This is a genomic window from Listeria ivanovii subsp. ivanovii, assembly GCF_900187025.1.
GTDB lineage: Bacteria > Bacillota > Bacilli > Lactobacillales > Listeriaceae > Listeria > Listeria ivanovii.
This window is the reverse complement of record NZ_LT906478.1, coordinates 2626833-2644523: the sequence shown is the minus strand read 5'-3', so window position 1 is coordinate 2644523 and position 17691 is coordinate 2626833. Positions and strand designations below refer to the sequence as shown.

General features: G+C 40.7%; 9 protein-coding genes, 4 tRNA genes, 3 rRNA genes and 1 other annotated feature. Of the genes, 15 read left to right on the top strand and 1 reads right to left on the bottom strand.

The features are described from left to right. Nucleotides 1–407: 407 nt before the first annotated feature. From CKV67_RS13120 to mdrT, 13 genes are all read left to right on the top strand, one after another. Complete coding sequence (locus tag CKV67_RS13120) at nucleotides 408–1436, top strand: Mrp/NBP35 family ATP-binding protein (RefSeq protein WP_014093798.1); 1029 nt, start codon at nucleotides 408–410, stop codon at nucleotides 1434–1436. 283 nt (nucleotides 1437–1719) lie between these two features. Further along, nucleotides 1720–3269: ribosomal RNA gene (locus CKV67_RS13115) — 16S ribosomal RNA — on the top strand. Between the two features lie 129 nt (nucleotides 3270–3398). Then, nucleotides 3399–3472, top strand: a tRNA-Ile gene (locus CKV67_RS13110). A gap of 42 nt (nucleotides 3473–3514) precedes the next feature. Further along, nucleotides 3515–3590: transfer RNA gene (locus CKV67_RS13105), tRNA-Ala, on the top strand. Nucleotides 3591–3762: 172 nt separating this feature from the next. Next, a 23S ribosomal RNA gene (locus CKV67_RS13100) occupies nucleotides 3763–6695 on the top strand. A gap of 77 nt (nucleotides 6696–6772) precedes the next feature. Further along, a 5S ribosomal RNA gene (gene rrf / locus CKV67_RS13095) occupies nucleotides 6773–6888 on the top strand. Together the 16S, 23S and 5S rRNA genes with 4 tRNA genes alongside form the textbook arrangement of a ribosomal RNA operon. 10 nt (nucleotides 6889–6898) lie before the next feature. Further along, nucleotides 6899–6974 (top strand) — tRNA-Asn (locus CKV67_RS13090). Nucleotides 6975–6995: 21 nt separating this feature from the next. Next, nucleotides 6996–7068 (top strand) — tRNA-Thr (locus CKV67_RS13085). Between the two features lie 263 nt (nucleotides 7069–7331). Next, the gene (locus CKV67_RS13080) at nucleotides 7332–8273 is read left to right on the top strand and encodes a leucine-rich repeat domain-containing protein (protein ID WP_014093797.1); all 942 of its coding nucleotides are present in this window, start codon (nucleotides 7332–7334) and stop codon (nucleotides 8271–8273) included. A 430-nt stretch (nucleotides 8274–8703) separates the two neighbouring features. Further along, a complete protein-coding gene (locus tag CKV67_RS13075) occupies nucleotides 8704–9594 on the top strand; it encodes an Ig-like domain-containing protein (protein WP_014093796.1) in 891 nt (296 codons plus the stop codon). Between the two features lie 400 nt (nucleotides 9595–9994). After that, on the top strand, nucleotides 9995–10267 hold the full coding sequence (locus tag CKV67_RS13070) for a DUF3116 family protein (protein WP_025280100.1): 273 nt from the start codon (nucleotides 9995–9997) through the stop codon (nucleotides 10265–10267). Nucleotides 10268–10321: 54 nt separating this feature from the next. Then, a complete protein-coding gene (brtA, locus tag CKV67_RS13065) occupies nucleotides 10322–11209 on the top strand; it encodes a bile-regulated transcriptional regulator BrtA (protein WP_014093794.1) in 888 nt (295 codons plus the stop codon). A 99-nt stretch (nucleotides 11210–11308) separates the two neighbouring features. Beyond that, a complete protein-coding gene (gene mdrT, locus CKV67_RS13060) occupies nucleotides 11309–12790 on the top strand; it encodes a cholic acid efflux MFS transporter MdrT (RefSeq protein ID WP_014093793.1) in 1482 nt (493 codons plus the stop codon). A 48-nt stretch (nucleotides 12791–12838) separates the two neighbouring features. On the opposite strand, the gene CKV67_RS13055 is transcribed toward mdrT, so the two are convergent. After that, entirely contained in the window at nucleotides 12839–13681 is an 843-nt protein-coding gene (locus CKV67_RS13055) for an SAM hydrolase/SAM-dependent halogenase family protein (protein ID WP_025280099.1), read from the bottom strand. Between the two features lie 66 nt (nucleotides 13682–13747). Further along, nucleotides 13748–13993: a binding site (T-box leader), on the bottom strand. A gap of 177 nt (nucleotides 13994–14170) precedes the next feature. Here CKV67_RS13055 and fdhF point away from each other — a divergent pair. Next, nucleotides 14171–17158, top strand: a complete 2988-nt coding sequence (fdhF, locus tag CKV67_RS13050; RefSeq protein WP_014093791.1) for a formate dehydrogenase subunit alpha — start codon at nucleotides 14171–14173, stop codon at nucleotides 17156–17158. Then, on the top strand, nucleotides 17158–17634 hold the full coding sequence (locus CKV67_RS13045) for a helical membrane plugin domain-containing protein (RefSeq protein WP_014093790.1): 477 nt from the start codon (nucleotides 17158–17160) through the stop codon (nucleotides 17632–17634). The genes fdhF and CKV67_RS13045 overlap by 1 nt, the downstream gene beginning before the upstream one ends. Nucleotides 17635–17691: the final 57 nt, after the last annotated feature.

Genomic DNA, 17691 nt, shown 5'->3' with positions numbered 1-17691 from the left:
AGTTCTAAGCACTCCTTTTTTATCTATTTGTAATTATAATATCAAAAAACAAGAAAAAAAATCTATTACAATTGTATAACGAAAAATTAAAAATTGGTTAAATGACTGATATATAGCGATTTTTACTTAGTTGGTTAAATGTGTAAAAATTGTGAAGTTGTTTTTAGTGAAAGTTGTTTTTAAAAAACGGAAAAACAGGTGAATATTGGTATAAAGCCATTTTTAGTAAATTAATTATTGCTTAGTAATAAGCCTTGAAGTAGTAATTTTCTCTATAGAAAGTAAAAATGTTCTAAAAAAAGACTAGAATAAATAGCTCAAGTGAATAAGGAATTCGTGATAAACAAATGAAGCCATGCTATAATAATCTGTATGCCAGCGCATTCATTATGGGAGGTTCTATAAATATGCTTAATGAACAACAAATTACGAGATTATTATATCGGCTACAAGATCCTGTTTTAGAAGCCGATTTGGAAGAAACAGAAGGTATTTTAGAAGTACAAGTAATAGAAGAAACAGCTAATATAAAAATTGCTTTAGCGGATCCAGCAATAGAAACAGATCATTTTGTTCATAATATAGAAGAACTTCTTACGCAATTCGGAGTAAAAGAAATCAATATTGAACTAGAATATCTACCAGCAGCAGTAATAGAACGTATTTTTCAAACAAGAGACAATATCCTTTCCGAAAGCAGTCAAACAAAATTTTTGGCAATTGCAAGTGGAAAAGGTGGTGTAGGAAAATCAACTGTTGCTGTAAATCTGGCTATTGCTCTAACAAATGAAGGCAAGAAAGTTGGTTTGCTAGATGCAGATATTTATGGATTCAGTATCCCTGTGCTATTAGGAACAACTGAATCACCCCGCAAAGAAAATGGACAGATTATTCCTGTAGAAACAAACGGTATCCAAATGATTTCAATGGATTTCTTTGTGGAACAGGGAGAACCTGTTATTTGGCGAGGTCCAATGTTAGGAAAAATGATTAAAATGTTTTTAGAAGAAGTGAGATGGGGAGATTTAGATTACTTACTTATCGATTTACCGCCAGGAACAGGTGACGTCGCGTTAGATATTCACACTCTAATCCCGAAATGTAATGAACTTATTGTTACAACTCCACATTATGCAGCTGCATCTGTAGCATCACGCGCTGGTTACATGGCAATGAAAAATAACCACAAAATTATCGGAGTAATAGAAAATATGTCTTACTTTAAACATGACGATGGAAAAGAATTAAAGATATTCGGACAAGGCGGCGGAGAAAAAGTGGCAGCCGACTTAGAAACCGAACTTTTAATTCAACTACCAATAGAACAACCGGAAATTAACGGAAATGGCTATATATCAGCTATTTATGGTGATGCTAATGACGCAGGTAAAGCCTATAAATCATTAGCTCAGAAAATAATTCCGTATTTATTATAAAAACTTGTTAAAAAGTATTGACGAAAGGCAAAAATCTTGGTATATTTATAAACGTTGCTGATGCGGACAAAACGCTTTCGCAGCAAAAGAAAATGACCTTTGAAAACTGAACAAAGAAGAAGACGAAAAGCAATGAGACGTAAAGTCTCACTGGTAATCGCAGGGCAGAAAACAGAAAGCTGTTTTCAACAAAACAAACTAGTAATTTAATTGCTAGCGAAGTCAATTTGACGCAAGGAATCTTATTCACGGTGTTGAATAAGTATTCAAATTCAATTTATATTTTAAAGAGAGTTTGATCCTGGCTCAGGACGAACGCTGGCGGCGTGCCTAATACATGCAAGTCGAACGAACGGAGGAAGAGCTTGCTCTTCCAATGTTAGTGGCGGACGGGTGAGTAACACGTGGGCAACCTGCCTGTAAGTTGGGGATAACTCCGGGAAACCGGGGCTAATACCGAATGATAAGTAGTGACGCATGTCATCACTTTGAAAGATGGTTTCGGCTATCGCTTACAGATGGGCCCGCGGTGCATTAGCTAGTTGGTAGGGTAAAGGCCTACCAAGGCAACGATGCATAGCCGACCTGAGAGGGTGATCGGCCACACTGGGACTGAGACACGGCCCAGACTCCTACGGGAGGCAGCAGTAGGGAATCTTCCGCAATGGACGAAAGTCTGACGGAGCAACGCCGCGTGTATGAAGAAGGTTTTCGGATCGTAAAGTACTGTTGTTAGAGAAGAACAAGGATAAGAGTAACTGCTTGTCCCTTGACGGTATCTAACCAGAAAGCCACGGCTAACTACGTGCCAGCAGCCGCGGTAATACGTAGGTGGCAAGCGTTGTCCGGATTTATTGGGCGTAAAGCGCGCGCAGGCGGTCTTTTAAGTCTGATGTGAAAGCCCCCGGCTTAACCGGGGAGGGTCATTGGAAACTGGAAGACTGGAGTGCAGAAGAGGAGAGTGGAATTCCACGTGTAGCGGTGAAATGCGTAGATATGTGGAGGAACACCAGTGGCGAAGGCGACTCTCTGGTCTGTAACTGACGCTGAGGCGCGAAAGCGTGGGGAGCAAACAGGATTAGATACCCTGGTAGTCCACGCCGTAAACGATGAGTGCTAAGTGTTAGGGGGTTTCCGCCCCTTAGTGCTGCAGCTAACGCATTAAGCACTCCGCCTGGGGAGTACGACCGCAAGGTTGAAACTCAAAGGAATTGACGGGGGCCCGCACAAGCGGTGGAGCATGTGGTTTAATTCGAAGCAACGCGAAGAACCTTACCAGGTCTTGACATCCTTTGACCACTCTGGAGACAGAGCTTTCCCTTCGGGGACAAAGTGACAGGTGGTGCATGGTTGTCGTCAGCTCGTGTCGTGAGATGTTGGGTTAAGTCCCGCAACGAGCGCAACCCTTGATTTTAGTTGCCAGCATTTAGTTGGGCACTCTAAAGTGACTGCCGGTGCAAGCCGGAGGAAGGTGGGGATGACGTCAAATCATCATGCCCCTTATGACCTGGGCTACACACGTGCTACAATGGATGGTACAAAGGGTCGCGAAGCCGCGAGGTGGAGCCAATCCCATAAAACCATTCTCAGTTCGGATTGTAGGCTGCAACTCGCCTACATGAAGCCGGAATCGCTAGTAATCGCGGATCAGCATGCCGCGGTGAATACGTTCCCGGGCCTTGTACACACCGCCCGTCACACCACGAGAGTTTGTAACACCCGAAGTCGGTAGGGTAACCTTTTAGGAGCCAGCCGCCGAAGGTGGGACAGATAATTGGGGTGAAGTCGTAACAAGGTAGCCGTATCGGAAGGTGCGGCTGGATCACCTCCTTTCTAAGGAAAAGGAAACCTGTGAGTTTTCGTTCTTCTCTGTTTGTTCAGTTTTGAGAGGTCACTCTCTTAGATGTCAGATAAAGTACGCACGGCGCGTTGCCTTGGGCAAAGAGCCACTACATTATTGACGGGCCTATAGCTCAGCTGGTTAGAGCGCACGCCTGATAAGCGTGAGGTCGATGGTTCGAGTCCATTTAGGCCCACTTTTTCTTTCTGACAGAAGAAACACTGTATAACCTATTTAAGGGGCCTTAGCTCAGCTGGGAGAGCGCCTGCTTTGCACGCAGGAGGTCAGCGGTTCGATCCCGCTAGGCTCCACCAAAATTGTTCTTTGAAAACTAGATAAGAAAGTTAGTAAAGTTAGCATAAATAGGTAACTATTTATGACACAAGTAACCGAGAATCATCTGAAAGTGAATCTTTCATCTGATTGGAAGTATCATCGCTGATACGAAAAATCAGAAAAACAACCTTTACTTCATCGAAGTAAATTGGTTAAGTTAGAAAGGGCGCACGGTGGATGCCTTGGCACTAGGAGCCGAAGAAGGACGGGACTAACACCGATATGCTTTGGGGAGCTGTACGTAAGCGTTGATCCAGAGATTTCCGAATGGGGGAACCCACTATCTTTAGTCGGATAGTATCCTTACGTGAATACATAGCGTGAGGAAGGCAGACCCAGGGAACTGAAACATCTAAGTACCTGGAGGAAGAGAAAGAAAAATCGATTTCCTGAGTAGCGGCGAGCGAAACGGAAAAAGCCCAAACCAAGAAGCTTGCTTCTTGGGGTTGTAGGACACTCTATACGGAGTTACAAAAGAAAGTTATAAATGAAGCGGTCTGGAAAGGCCCGCCAAAGACGGTAACAGCCCGGTAGTTGAAATAGCTTTCCCTCCAGAGTGGATCCTGAGTACGGCGGAACACGTGAAATTCCGTCGGAATCCGGGAGGACCATCTCCCAAGGCTAAATACTCCCTAGTGACCGATAGTGAACCAGTACCGTGAGGGAAAGGTGAAAAGCACCCCGGAAGGGGAGTGAAACAGTTCCTGAAACCGTGTGCCTACAAGTAGTTAGAGCCCGTTAATGGGTGATAGCGTGCCTTTTGTAGAATGAACCGGCGAGTTACGATTTGTTGCAAGGTTAAGCGGAAAAAGCGGAGCCGTAGCGAAAGCGAGTCTGAATAGGGCGAATAAGTAACAGGTCGTAGACCCGAAACCAGGTGATCTACCCATGTCCAGGATGAAGGTAAGGTAATACTTACTGGAGGTCCGAACCCACGCACGTTGAAAAGTGCGGGGATGAGGTGTGGGTAGCGGAGAAATTCCAATCGAACTTGGAGATAGCTGGTTCTCTCCGAAATAGCTTTAGGGCTAGCCTCGAGGTAAAGAGTCATGGAGGTAGAGCACTGTTTGGACTAGGGGCCCTTCTCGGGTTACCGAATTCAGATAAACTCCGAATGCCATGTACTTATACTCGGGAGTCAGACTGCGAGTGATAAGATCCGTAGTCGAAAGGGAAACAGCCCAGACCACCAGTTAAGGTCCCCAAATATATGTTAAGTGGAAAAGGATGTGGGGTTGCTTAGACAACCAGGATGTTGGCTTAGAAGCAGCCACCATTGAAAGAGTGCGTAATAGCTCACTGGTCGAGTGACCCCGCGCCGAAAATGTACCGGGGCTAAACATATTACCGAAACTGTGGATGAACCTCTTATAGAGGTTCGTGGTAGGAGAGCGTTCTAAGGGCGGTGAAGTCAGACCGGAAGGACTGGTGGAGCGCTTAGAAGTGAGAATGCCGGTATGAGTAGCGAAAGAAGGGTGAGAATCCCTTCCACCGAATATCTAAGGTTTCCTGAGGAAGGCTCGTCCGCTCAGGGTTAGTCGGGACCTAAGCCGAGGCCGATAGGCGTAGGCGATGGACAACAGGTAGAGATTCCTGTACCAGTGCTAATTGTTTAACCGATGGGGTGACACAGAAGGATAGGGAATCGCACGAATGGAAATGTGCGTCCAAGCAGTAAGTGTGAGAAGTAGGCAAATCCGCTTCTCGCGAAGCATGAGCTGTGATGGGGAAGGAAATGAAGTACGGAAGTTCCTGATTTCACGCTGTCAAGAAAAGCCTCTAGGAAGAGTAGTACTGCCCGTACCGCAAACCGACACAGGTAGATGAGGAGAGAATCCTAAGGTGAGCGAGAGAACTCTCGTTAAGGAACTCGGCAAAATGACCCCGTAACTTCGGGAGAAGGGGTGCTCTATTAGGGTGCAAGCCCGAGAGAGCCGCAGTGAATAGGCCCAGGCGACTGTTTAGCAAAAACACAGGTCTCTGCAAAACCGTAAGGTGACGTATAGGGGCTGACGCCTGCCCGGTGCTGGAAGGTTAAGAGGAGTGCTTAGCTTCGGCGAAGGTACGAATTGAAGCCCCAGTAAACGGCGGCCGTAACTATAACGGTCCTAAGGTAGCGAAATTCCTTGTCGGGTAAGTTCCGACCCGCACGAAAGGCGCAACGATCTGGGCACTGTCTCAACGAGAGACTCGGTGAAATTATAGTACCTGTGAAGATGCAGGTTACCCGCGACAGGACGGAAAGACCCCGTGGAGCTTTACTGCAACCTGATATGGAATGTTTGTACCGCTTGTACAGGATAGGTAGGAGCCGAAGAGACGTGTGCGCTAGCATACGAGGAGGCAATGGTGGGATACTACCCTGGCTGTATGACCATTCTAACCCGCCACGCTTAGCGCGTGGGGAGACAGTGTCAGGTGGGCAGTTTGACTGGGGCGGTCGCCTCCTAAAGAGTAACGGAGGCGCCCAAAGGTTCCCTCAGAATGGATGGAAATCATTCGCAGAGTGTAAAGGCACAAGGGAGCTTGACTGCGAGACTGACAAGTCGAGCAGGGACGAAAGTCGGGCTTAGTGATCCGGTGGTTCCGCATGGAAGGGCCATCGCTCAACGGATAAAAGCTACCCCGGGGATAACAGGCTTATCTCCCCCAAGAGTCCACATCGACGGGGAGGTTTGGCACCTCGATGTCGGCTCGTCGCATCCTGGGGCTGTAGTCGGTCCCAAGGGTTGGGCTGTTCGCCCATTAAAGCGGCACGCGAGCTGGGTTCAGAACGTCGTGAGACAGTTCGGTCCCTATCCGTCGCGGGCGCAGGAAATTTGAGAGGAGCTGTCCTTAGTACGAGAGGACCGGGATGGACACACCGCTGGTGTACCAGTTGTTCCGCCAGGAGCATCGCTGGGTAGCTATGTGTGGCAGGGATAAACGCTGAAAGCATCTAAGCGTGAAGCCCCCCTCAAGATGAGATTTCCCATTTCTTCGGAAAGTAAGATCCCTGAAAGATGATCAGGTAGATAGGTTTGGAGTGGAAGTGTAGCGATACATGGAGCGGACAAATACTAATCGATCGAGGACTTAACCAAAAAATGAAACGAAGTTACCTAACTGAACCCTTTCTTCTCTAGTTTTGAGAGAGCAATCTTTCAACAATTCAATATTGTCTGGTAGTTATGGCGAGAAGGTCACACCCGTTCCCATCCCGAACACGGTAGTTAAGCTTCTCTGCGCCAATGGTAGTTGGGGGCTTCCCCCTGCGAGAGTAGGTCGCTGCCGGGCAATTAATTATTCCACAGTAGCTCAGTTGGTAGAGCAATCGGCTGTTAACCGATCGGTCGCAGGTTCGAGTCCTGCCTGTGGAGCCATTTTTTTGTGAAAGGCTTACTGCCGCTTTAGCTCAGTTGGTAGAGCACTTCCATGGTAAGGAAGGGGTCGTCGGTTCAAATCCGACAAGTGGCTTATATAATACATTGGTATTCTAAATGTTTCGCTGATATGCGAAGCTTTTTTTATTTGCTTAAAAATAGCAAAATCCCTAAATTTAGAAAAAATTGTTCTTATAAACTGTAATATTAACTTTTGTTATATAAAAAACGACTCTTTTCAGATAAAATACAAAATTGGAATGCGTTAAAGGGATATGAAAGTAGTTAAGTAACAAAAACTATTCATACGAAAGTTCTCTTTGATATTTCCAATTTATGTAAGAGGAGTGTAAATCGGTGAGAAAAAAATTTTGGTTAAAAAATGTGTTACTAGCACTTTTATTAACGGCGATTGTTGTATGTGTTAACACAAATTTGGGAACAAAGGTGGAGGCGGCGATTATTCCACATCCAATGCCAATTGATCAAATCTTTCCAGATCCTGGTCTAGCAAAAGCAGTGAAAGAGGCTTTAAAGAAAAGAAGTGTGACAGATGTTGTTTCACAAAGGGAACTAGATGGAATAAGAAAATACTTGTATGGCAATGATAAGGACATCAAATCTTTAGAAGGGTTACAATGCTTAAATAATTTAGAAGAGTTGCATCTGTCTCGTAATCAGATAAGCGATCTTAGTCCTTTAAAGGATTTAGCTAATTTAACCCTACTTTGTTTGAACGATAATAAGCTGAAAAATTTAAACGGCATTCCAAGTGCAAAATTGGTTCGCTTATTGGTAGATGGGAATGAAATTACAGATATTAGTTCGCTTGTTCATGTACCGCAACTAGAGACATTGACTATTAGTAAAAATAAGCTAAGTAACATTGACGTACTTGCTCATTTAACTAATTTAAGAATATTGGATTTGAGGAACAATAAAGTAAGAGATTTAAGTGCAATAGGGAATTTGAAGAAACTAACTTTGTTAGATGCGGCTTTTCAAAATTGTGTGAATGAACCAGTAGCATACAAAGCAAATTTAGTTATTCCAAATACTATTAAAGGTCCGGATGGAGCATTGGTACTTCCAACAGATATTAGTGACAATGGAGAATATACAAATGGCTATGTTAAATGGAAATTATCTGCTTATACAAAAGAAGTAAGTTATAAATATGCGAGAATTATAGAAGTCGGTGAAGCAGAGGGTAACTTTACTGTGACAGTGAAACAGCCATTATACTTAAAGGCATTAGAAAATTGCCAAGGATCATTCTACAATTGTCTCGCAAAATAAACGAAACAGATTAGCATAAATTTAGATTCAAGATAAATGCACCTAATCCATTACAGGAATATAATACCTATTTTATTAAAACACTTGTTAATCAATAACTTGTGCATAAATGTTAGGCTTAGGCACCTATATACGCGTGTAAAACATTTGCTCTCGCTTAATGGCGGGGGCTTTTTTATGCGAAAAAATATGGCAAGTGGAGCCACGTGAGGCAACTTGGATTAGCAAACAGCAAGAAAGAGAGAACATGTTTTGAAAAATTTACTGATTTTCGAAAATTTTTAACGCTTGTTAATATAAGTATCGCTTGTTTTTGCTAACATATAAGTATACAAAGGGACATAAAAAAGGTTAACAGAGTTTGTTAAATATAATGTATCTGAAAATTCTCTTTTGTGTTTCTAAATTTATTTTTAAGGAGTGGAGAATATTGAAAAAAAATAATTGGTTACAAAATGTAGTAGTAGCAATGCTAGTATTAATTGTAGGTTTGTGCATTAGTACAGGTTCTGGAACAAAGGTACAGGCTGCGAGTATTCTACGACCAATGCCTATTAACCAAGTTTTTCCAGATCCTGGTCTAGCGAATGCAGTGAAACAAAATTTAGGGAAGCAAAGTGTTACAGACCTTGTCTCTCAAAAGGAACTAGATGGAGTTCAAAATTTCAATGGAGATAATAGCAACATTCAATCCCTTGCAGGAATGCAATTTTTTACTAATTTAAAAGAACTGCATCTATCTCACAATCAAATAAGTGATCTTAGTCCTTTAAAGGATTTAACTAAGTTAGAAGAGTTGTATGTGAATAGAAATAAACTGAAAAATTTAAACGGAATTCCAAGTGCTTGTTTAGCTCGCTTGTTTGTAGATAATAACGAACTCAGAGATACTGATTCGCTTATTCATTTGAAAAATCTAGAAATCTTATCTATTCGTAATAATAAGCTAAGAAGTATTGTGGCGCTTGGCTTTTTATCTAAACTAGAGGTATTAGATTTGCATGGTAATGAAATAACAAATACAGGTGGACTAAATAGGTTGAAGAAAGTTAACTGGATAGATTTAACTGGTCAGAAATGTGTGAATGAACCAGTAAGATATCAGCCGGAATTGTATATTACAAATACTGTCAAAGACCCAGATGGAAGATGGATTGCTCCATATTATATCAGTAATAATGGGAAATATGTAGATGGTTGTGTCATGTGGGAATTGCCAGTTTATACAGATGAAGTAAGCTATAAGTTTAGTGAGTATATAAGCGTTGGGGAAACTGAGGCTATATTTGATGGAACAGTGGTACAGCCTTTGAGAAACTAGGACTCGTGCTTAAATGTTTGATGTATTGAAGGATATGCACCTATATACTTTGAGCGCTCGTTTAATCGCGAGTGCTTTTTTTATAAATAATTCTTTAATCTATTTTAGACTATTCTATTGTATTAGCAGACACGTTAAAACGCAATTTGTTGATGGAAATATAATGATCACATAAGGTATAAGTGTTTAGTGCTTTTTTTCTAAATCACGAAAATCAGATAGTTCAATACAATGAACAGTTTAGAATAGATAAGATAAAAAACAGCTTGCATAACTCCTTAACTATATAATACAATATAAAACAAGGTAACATTCAAGTGGGATTAATACAAGAGAAATATTAGGTGGTATTCGTTAGTAGACGAAGCCTTTTTTGTTGTTTTAAAAGGAGGGAAGAAGTGTGCTACCGGAAAGAGAAATAATATATTCAATACTTGTAATGTTTAAAGATAAATCAGAGAGAATTTTTGATTTAGCAAAAAAAGAAAATATTATTATAACTGGAAAGTATAAAATAACAAAAAACAAATTAATTTATACGATTTACTGGCTTGAAGGAAATGGATTTCTAGCTCGAAAAAATAATTCTGATGGGTTAACAAGATTGAGCCAGAAATATTGTTTAACTGAACTAGGAAAAGAATTTATTAGCTTTTATGATAGTGTTGAATAGGTAGTATAAATAGCTTATACTAGATGTATAATATATTGATAATGAGGTGTTTTTTTGAAGGAGAAGAAGCAACGGATTATTAAGTCAGCTAAAGAAGTGTTTCAAAAACAAGGTTATTTAAAAACATCAGTGCAGGATATAGTAGATGCTGCTGAGATTTCTAAAGGGACTTTCTATAATTATTTTACTTCTAAAGAGGAACTGGCAATTGTGATTTTTAAACAAGAATATTCCGTTTTGCATCAACGCTTAGAGTATACCATGGCTCTTCCTGGAATGAAAAAGGATAATTTTACTGAATGTTTGAAGATTATCATTCGCTTTTACACCGAAAATGGCGAGATTTTAAATATTACTTTTTCCCAAGCAATGATTGATGATGATTTTAATTCATTCTTACAAAGTGTTCGACTTAAGAATATGGAGTGGGTGAAGAATCAGTTACTAGAGGTATACGGGGAGGAAACAGCTCCTTATATTAATGATATTACTATGTTGCTTAGTGGGATGGCGGCGATGTATGTATTTGCGAATGGTAGTAAAAATATTAATACGGGTTTAATCGATCGTGCGATTCCATACGTAGTCAGAAGGCTAGATGCGCTTGTGAAAGATATCCTTACTAGTGGGGAAATTGTGTTTACTGATGAGGATACCGAAAATTTAGTGCCTGATCATATAATGATGCGAAAGAAACGTTTAGCAAAGCTTAGAGAAGCACTGGAAGATCTGAGCGCGGGGATTGATAATGCAGATATAGCTGATTCAGATAAATGGCAGTATAAAGAGTCAATGAATGCTTTAGTTGGTGAAATAAACAATAATGAAGCCCCGAGAGACTTTATGATTCAAGGAACTTTGCTGTATTTAAAGCAACATGTGCCAGCAACTTTAACAAAAGAAGTAAATAAATTAGAACTATGCGTGAACGGACTTTTATAATTTTTGGACTAACCGGTCATTTTTATTGACTTGTTAGTCTTTTTTTATTATACTTCTATTATTCATCTGGAAATTTCCACATGGGAAGGGGTATTAATTTTGAATAGTACAGCAGTAGAACGTCCTGTTGATGTAAACGGGAAATCGTATAGCAGAAGTTTATTAGTAGTAACAATGATTATTGGGGCATTTGTAGCAATATTGAATCAGACACTCTTAGCAACAGCGTTACCAATGATTATGGATGATTTGCACATTACAGCAGCAACCGGCCAGTGGCTAACAACGGCTTTCTTGCTGACAAATGGGATTATGATTCCGATAACAGCACTTTTAATTGAAAAAATTAGTTCAAAAACGTTATTTATTACAGCAATGTCTGTATTTACAGTAGGGACAATTATTGCCTCAATGGCTGGTTCGTTCCCGATGCTATTAACTGGTAGAATTGTTCAAGCAGCTGGTGCGGGGATTATGATGCCACTCTTGCAAACAATCTTCTTACTGATTTTCCCTCGTGAAAAGCGTGGAGCTGCAATGGGGCTTATGGGCTTAGTAATTGCCTTTGCTCCAGCGATTGGTCCAACTTTGTCTGGTTGGATTGTAGATTCATATGACTGGAGAGTTTTATTCCTAATATTAATTCCAATTGCAGTAATTGATATAGCTTTAGCATTTTTTGGAATGAAGAAAGTAGTTAAATTAACAAAAACCAAGATTGACTATCTTTCCATCGTTATGTCATCAATTGGTTTTGGAGCACTTCTTTATGGGTTTAGTTCAGCAGGGAATGATGGCTGGGGGGATGCAACAGTTGTAACAACATTAATTATCGGTGTTGTTGTCATCGCTCTCTTTGTTTGGCGTCAACTTGTTATTGAAAACCCAATGTTGGAACTACATGTATTTAAATATCCAGTATTCTCACTTTCCGTAGTTCTTGGTTCGATTGTTACTATGGCAATGATTGGTGCGGAAATTGTATTACCATTATACATTCAAACTATTCGCGGAGAATCTGCTTTACAATCAGGACTATTGTTACTTCCAGGGGCAATAATCATGGGGATAATGAGTCCGATTACAGGAATTATATTTGATAAAATTGGAGCTAAGTGGCTGACGATTACTGGGGTTACCATTTTAACTATTGGTACGATACCATTTATGTTCTTAACGATGGATACACCACTTTGGTATATTGTGGTATTTTATGCAGTCCGATTCTTCGGTATTTCGATGGCGATGATGCCAGTTTCAACTGCCGGAATGAATGCACTGCCAAATCACTTGATCAATCATGGTTCAGCAGTTAACAATACAATACGACAAATTGCTGGTTCGATTGGTACAGCTGTCTTAATTACTGTTTTAACTAATGTAACGAAAAATAATATGCCTGGTAAGATGTTAGCGGGGACGGATCCTGCTGCATTCGCACAACAGGCACAGGATGCTAGCTTAGATGGCATGCGTGCGGCCTTTATGGTTGCAGCTATTTTCGCAGCTATTGGGATGTTCTTGAGCTTCTTCCTTAAAACGAAAAAACAAGAGCCAATTGTAAAAGAATATACGAAATAAATATTGAAAAAAGGACAAAAATCCAGTATAGATTTTTGTCCTTTTTTTCTATTCTTTTTTTAAAGTAACTTTCCAGCTTGTTCCAGTTCCAACTGAATAAGCATCGACGAAGGATCCTTGATTGATGCCTAACCCAAGATTATCAAGTGAGTTAACGTAGATGAGTGCCTCGCCAATTCGTAAATCAGCGAAAGAACGGCTATACGTGACGAAATTTTTATAAACTATGAGGTCGTGATATTTAATTAAAACTTCAATGGAGTCGCCATAATTCACATCTAATTGTAAAAAGTCAGTACGACGAATATTAGTCCACAAGTTACCAAATGGTCGGTCAATAATGTCAATTGTCCCAAATGCCTGTTCATTTTCTAAATAAGACTCACTAAGGCTCAAAGAAACAATTGATTCAGCTGGGGCTTCAGGTCCGATATCTTCAAAGCGAATTTTTCCAGCAGCAAGTCTAGCAGCAGTGTAGGCAAAGATATCTCGGCCGTGAAATGTGTGTGATGCGCCTGATTTTGGCAAACGGTTCTTAGCTTCATCAATTAAACGAATGGCTTTTAGGCGTCCGTAATGAGCGATATGAGTTAAAGTGCCGTTGTCAGGTGTAATAATATAATGACCTTCTTCGGTTAAGACAGCAACACTTCGACGTTCAGAGCCAACGCCAGGATCGACAATCGAAACAAAAATAGTATCTTTAGGCCAGTAAGTAACTGTTTGTAGTAATCGATAAGAAGCTTCCCAAATATTAAATTGAGGAATTTGGTGCGTTAAATCATATATTTGTAGATCCAGACTAACGCTATTAATCACACCGTACATGGCGCTAACGGCACCGTCACTAATCCCAAAATCTGACTGTAAAACGAGTAATTGTTTTGTCATTTTAATTCCTCCATTTTAAAAATTTAGGGTTAAATAAAAAATCGCCCTAGTCCAGTTGATAACTTGGATAAGGGCGAGACAATTTCACGCGGTACCACCTTAAATCATTTTCAGCTCCCACTGAAAACCTCAGATAAGTATTAGTTCATACTTAGGGCGCTTGATAACGGACGCCAAATCCGTTGTAGCTTACTTATATTCAACAACAAAACGCAGAGGCCATTTTCAGGAATTGTTTTTTGTTCCTTTTCAGCGGAGGGAACTCTCTTTTAGAAAAAACAGAAACCGTACTCTTCTCATCATAGCTTTGTATAAAGAATACAGAAAAGTTAGCCAATTGTCAATATATTAAGTATTTCTTGTGATAGAAATCGCATAGTAGCAATATTTGAGAATGATTATCAGCTACCATATTACTGTGATTTTTAGATAAGAACTGTTATAATATAAACAAATTGTAACCGCTTTCTTTAAAGAGGAGGTAATATGATGAGCGCAAAAATATCAGTAAAGATTAATGGCGAGCAGCGAAATGTGACAGAAGGTACACGGATTTTAGATTATTTGAATGCAGAAGGAATCGAACATCCGCATATATGTTACAGTGAGCAAATTGGACCGATTCAGTCTTGTGATACGTGTATGTGTGAGGTTGACGGGGAACTTATGCGAGCATGTAGTACGAAAGTTACAGATGGAATGGAAATTAAAACCAATTCAGAAGTGGCGACAGAAGCACAACTGGAAGCAATGGATAGGATTTTGGAAAATCATTTACTTTATTGTACGGTTTGTGATAATAATAATGGGAATTGCAAGGTACATAATACAACAGAATTGCTTGGTGTAGAAGCGCAAGAGCGACCTTACCGCGAAAAAGGCTATTTGAATGATTTCTCTCATCCGTTTTATCGTTATGATCCAGATCAATGCATTCTTTGTGGAAGGTGCGTCGAAGCTTGTCAACAGGTGCAAGTGAATGAGACGCTTTCGATTGATTGGGAGCGAAGTCAGCCGAGGGTCATTTGGGATGATGACAAACCGGCTAACTTGTCGTCTTGTGTTTCGTGTGGACTATGTGCCACTGTTTGTCCATGTAATGCACTTATGGAGAAATCAATGCTTGGACAGGCTGGTTTTATGACCGGTCTGGATGAAGATATGCTTGAACCAATGATTGATATGGTGAAAAAAGTGGAGCCAAATTATCAAACTGTTTTTGCTGTGTCAGAAATGGAAGCGGCAATGCGAGAAACGCGGACAAAGAAAACGAAAACAGTTTGTACTTTTTGTGGAGTGGGCTGTACGTTTGAAGTTTGGACAAAGGACCGCAAAATTTTGAAAGTCGAACCAACAGGTGAAGGTCCGGTGAACAAATTTGCTACTTGTGTAAAAGGTAAATTTGGTTGGGACTTTGTTAATAGCGAAAAACGAATTACAACACCGTTGATTCGAGAGGGCAATGAATTTGTTCCAGCGAGTTGGGAAGATGCAATTCATTTAGTTGCAACAAAATTACGAGAAATTCAAGCAAAATATGGCAATGATGCACTTGGCTTTATTAGTTCATCTAAAACAACCAATGAAGAAAACTATTTGATGCAAAAATTAGCTAGACAAGTGTTCGAGACGAATAATATTGATAACTGTTCCAGATATTGTCAGGCACCTGCTTCCGATGGGCTAACTCGCACAGTTGGGATTGGCGCAGATTCGGGTACAGTGGAAGATATTGAGACTGCGGGACTCGTGATTATCGTAGGAGCTTCTCCAGCTGATGGACATCCAGTTCTTGCAAGTCGAATTAAACGAGCACAAAAAACGCGCGGTCAAAAGCTGATTGTTTCGGACTTGCGCAAACATGAAATGGCTGAACGCTCCGATTTATTTATTCATCCCAAACAAGGAACAGATTTTGTTTGGTTGACTGCAGTTGCTAAATATATAATTGATCAGGGATGGCATGATAAGGGCTTTATGGAAAATCGGATTAGCAATGTGGCAGATTATTTGGAATTTTTAGCGCCATTTACGCTTGATTATGCTGAAAAAGAAACGGGATTATCAGTAGAGACATTGAAACTTGTAGCAAAAATGGTACATGAAGCTGATGGAACCGCAGTTTGTTGGGGTATGGGTGTGACGCAAAACATTGCTGGATCGCATACTTCTTCAGCGATTGCGAATTTGCTTTTAGTTACCGGGAACTTTGGTAGACATGGAGCCGGAGCATATCCACTTAGAGGGCACAATAATGTACAAGGTGCATGTGATATGGGGTCCTTACCAAACGTTCTGCCAGGTATTCAACCACTAGGAAATGATGAAGTTCGCGCTCGTTTTGAAGCGGCTTACGGTGTATCCATTTCACCAGAACCAGGACTGAAAAACAATGAAATGTTAGATGCTGTTGAAGCTGGAACACTCCATTCAATGTATGTTATTGGGGAGGAAATGGCGTGGGTAGACTCAAATTCCAATCATGTACAGGATATTCTAACTAGTCTTGATTTCTTTGTAGTTCAAGATGTCTTTCTTTCCAAAACAGCTCAATTTGCTGATGTCGTTTTCCCTGCAGCACCTTCACTTGAAAAAGAAGGAACATTTACCAATACGGAACGCCGCGTGCAAAGACTTTATGAAGTGTTAGAGCCGCTGGGTGATTCGAAACCAGACTGGTGGATCATTCAAGAAGTTGCAAGAGCATGTGGCAGAGCAGATTGGAATTACACACATCCGAGTGAGATTATGGACGAAATTGCTAGTTTAGCTCCATTTTTTGCGGGCGTTCGTTATGACCGGATGAAAGGATTTGAAAGCCTCGTATGGCCAGTTAGTGCGGATGGGGAAGATATGCCGCTACTTTATGAAGAACGGTTTAATTTTCCAGATGGTAAGGCGCAGTTTTCGACTTTGCCTTACATTCCACCTATTACTTTCCCGGAAGAGTATAATTTAACGCTAAATAATGGGCGCTTATTGGAACAATTCCATGAAGGTAATTTAACAGATAAATCGAAGGGCTTAGATTATAAATTACCAGAAGTTTTTGTAGAAGTTTCGCTTGAGCTTGCTAAAGAGCGTGATATTGAAAGTGGCTCGCTTGTGAGATTAAGTTCTCCATATGGCCGGATTAAGCTTCGGGCAGTTGTTACAGACAGAATGAAAGGGAATGAAGTTTATGTTCCGATGCACTCTGTCAGCAGTGAAACAGCAGTAAACCTTTTAACATCCAGCGCAGGGGATGTCCGAACAAAAACGCCGGCATATAAACAAACAAAGGTAAATCTAACGGTGCTCAAAAAAAATGGTAAAAATCCACTACCAGATCATAACCCACGCAATCGTAAAAGGTTCCCCCAAAATGGAGTGGAAGTGGAACGTAAATGGTCAAGGGAAGATTATCAACCAATTTCCAAAGTGAATTGTTCATGTGGTGGAAATTGTGGTTGCGGTGGAAAAGGGAGGAATCACTGATGGCAGAACCAATTTCAACGATTCGAGATACGAAAAAAACACCTGAGGAAATAGAACAAGAACGGCTAGCGCAAATCAAAGCTAATATTGTAGAAGAAGATTCTGGTTTTGTAGAGATGGTTGAGACGGTCAAGCTATTACAAGAATCTGGTGCTCTAGAAGCTTTGAATAGTGCGATTAAAGCGCGTGGTGACATTACGAAAACCTTCTTAAACGAATGGCGTAAAGAGCAGGTGACTAATGCGATTAATAATATGATGATTTCTAGTAAGCTTTTAACGGGCGCGAAGCCAGAACAAACTGAGCAAATGCTAACTAACTTGAAAAATGCTGCCGAAAAAGCAGAAGAAAGTGCGAAAAAAGAAGAAATCATGGGGATGCTTGCGATGATGAAGTCGCTCAAAGATCCAGACGTCAACCGAGCACTGCGCTATGGTATGACATTTTTAAAAGAAATTGGTCAAACATTAAAATAAAATCAGGAGCAGCGATACTCTTTTTTAACGGGGTCGCTGCTGCTCTTTAGAAGGGAG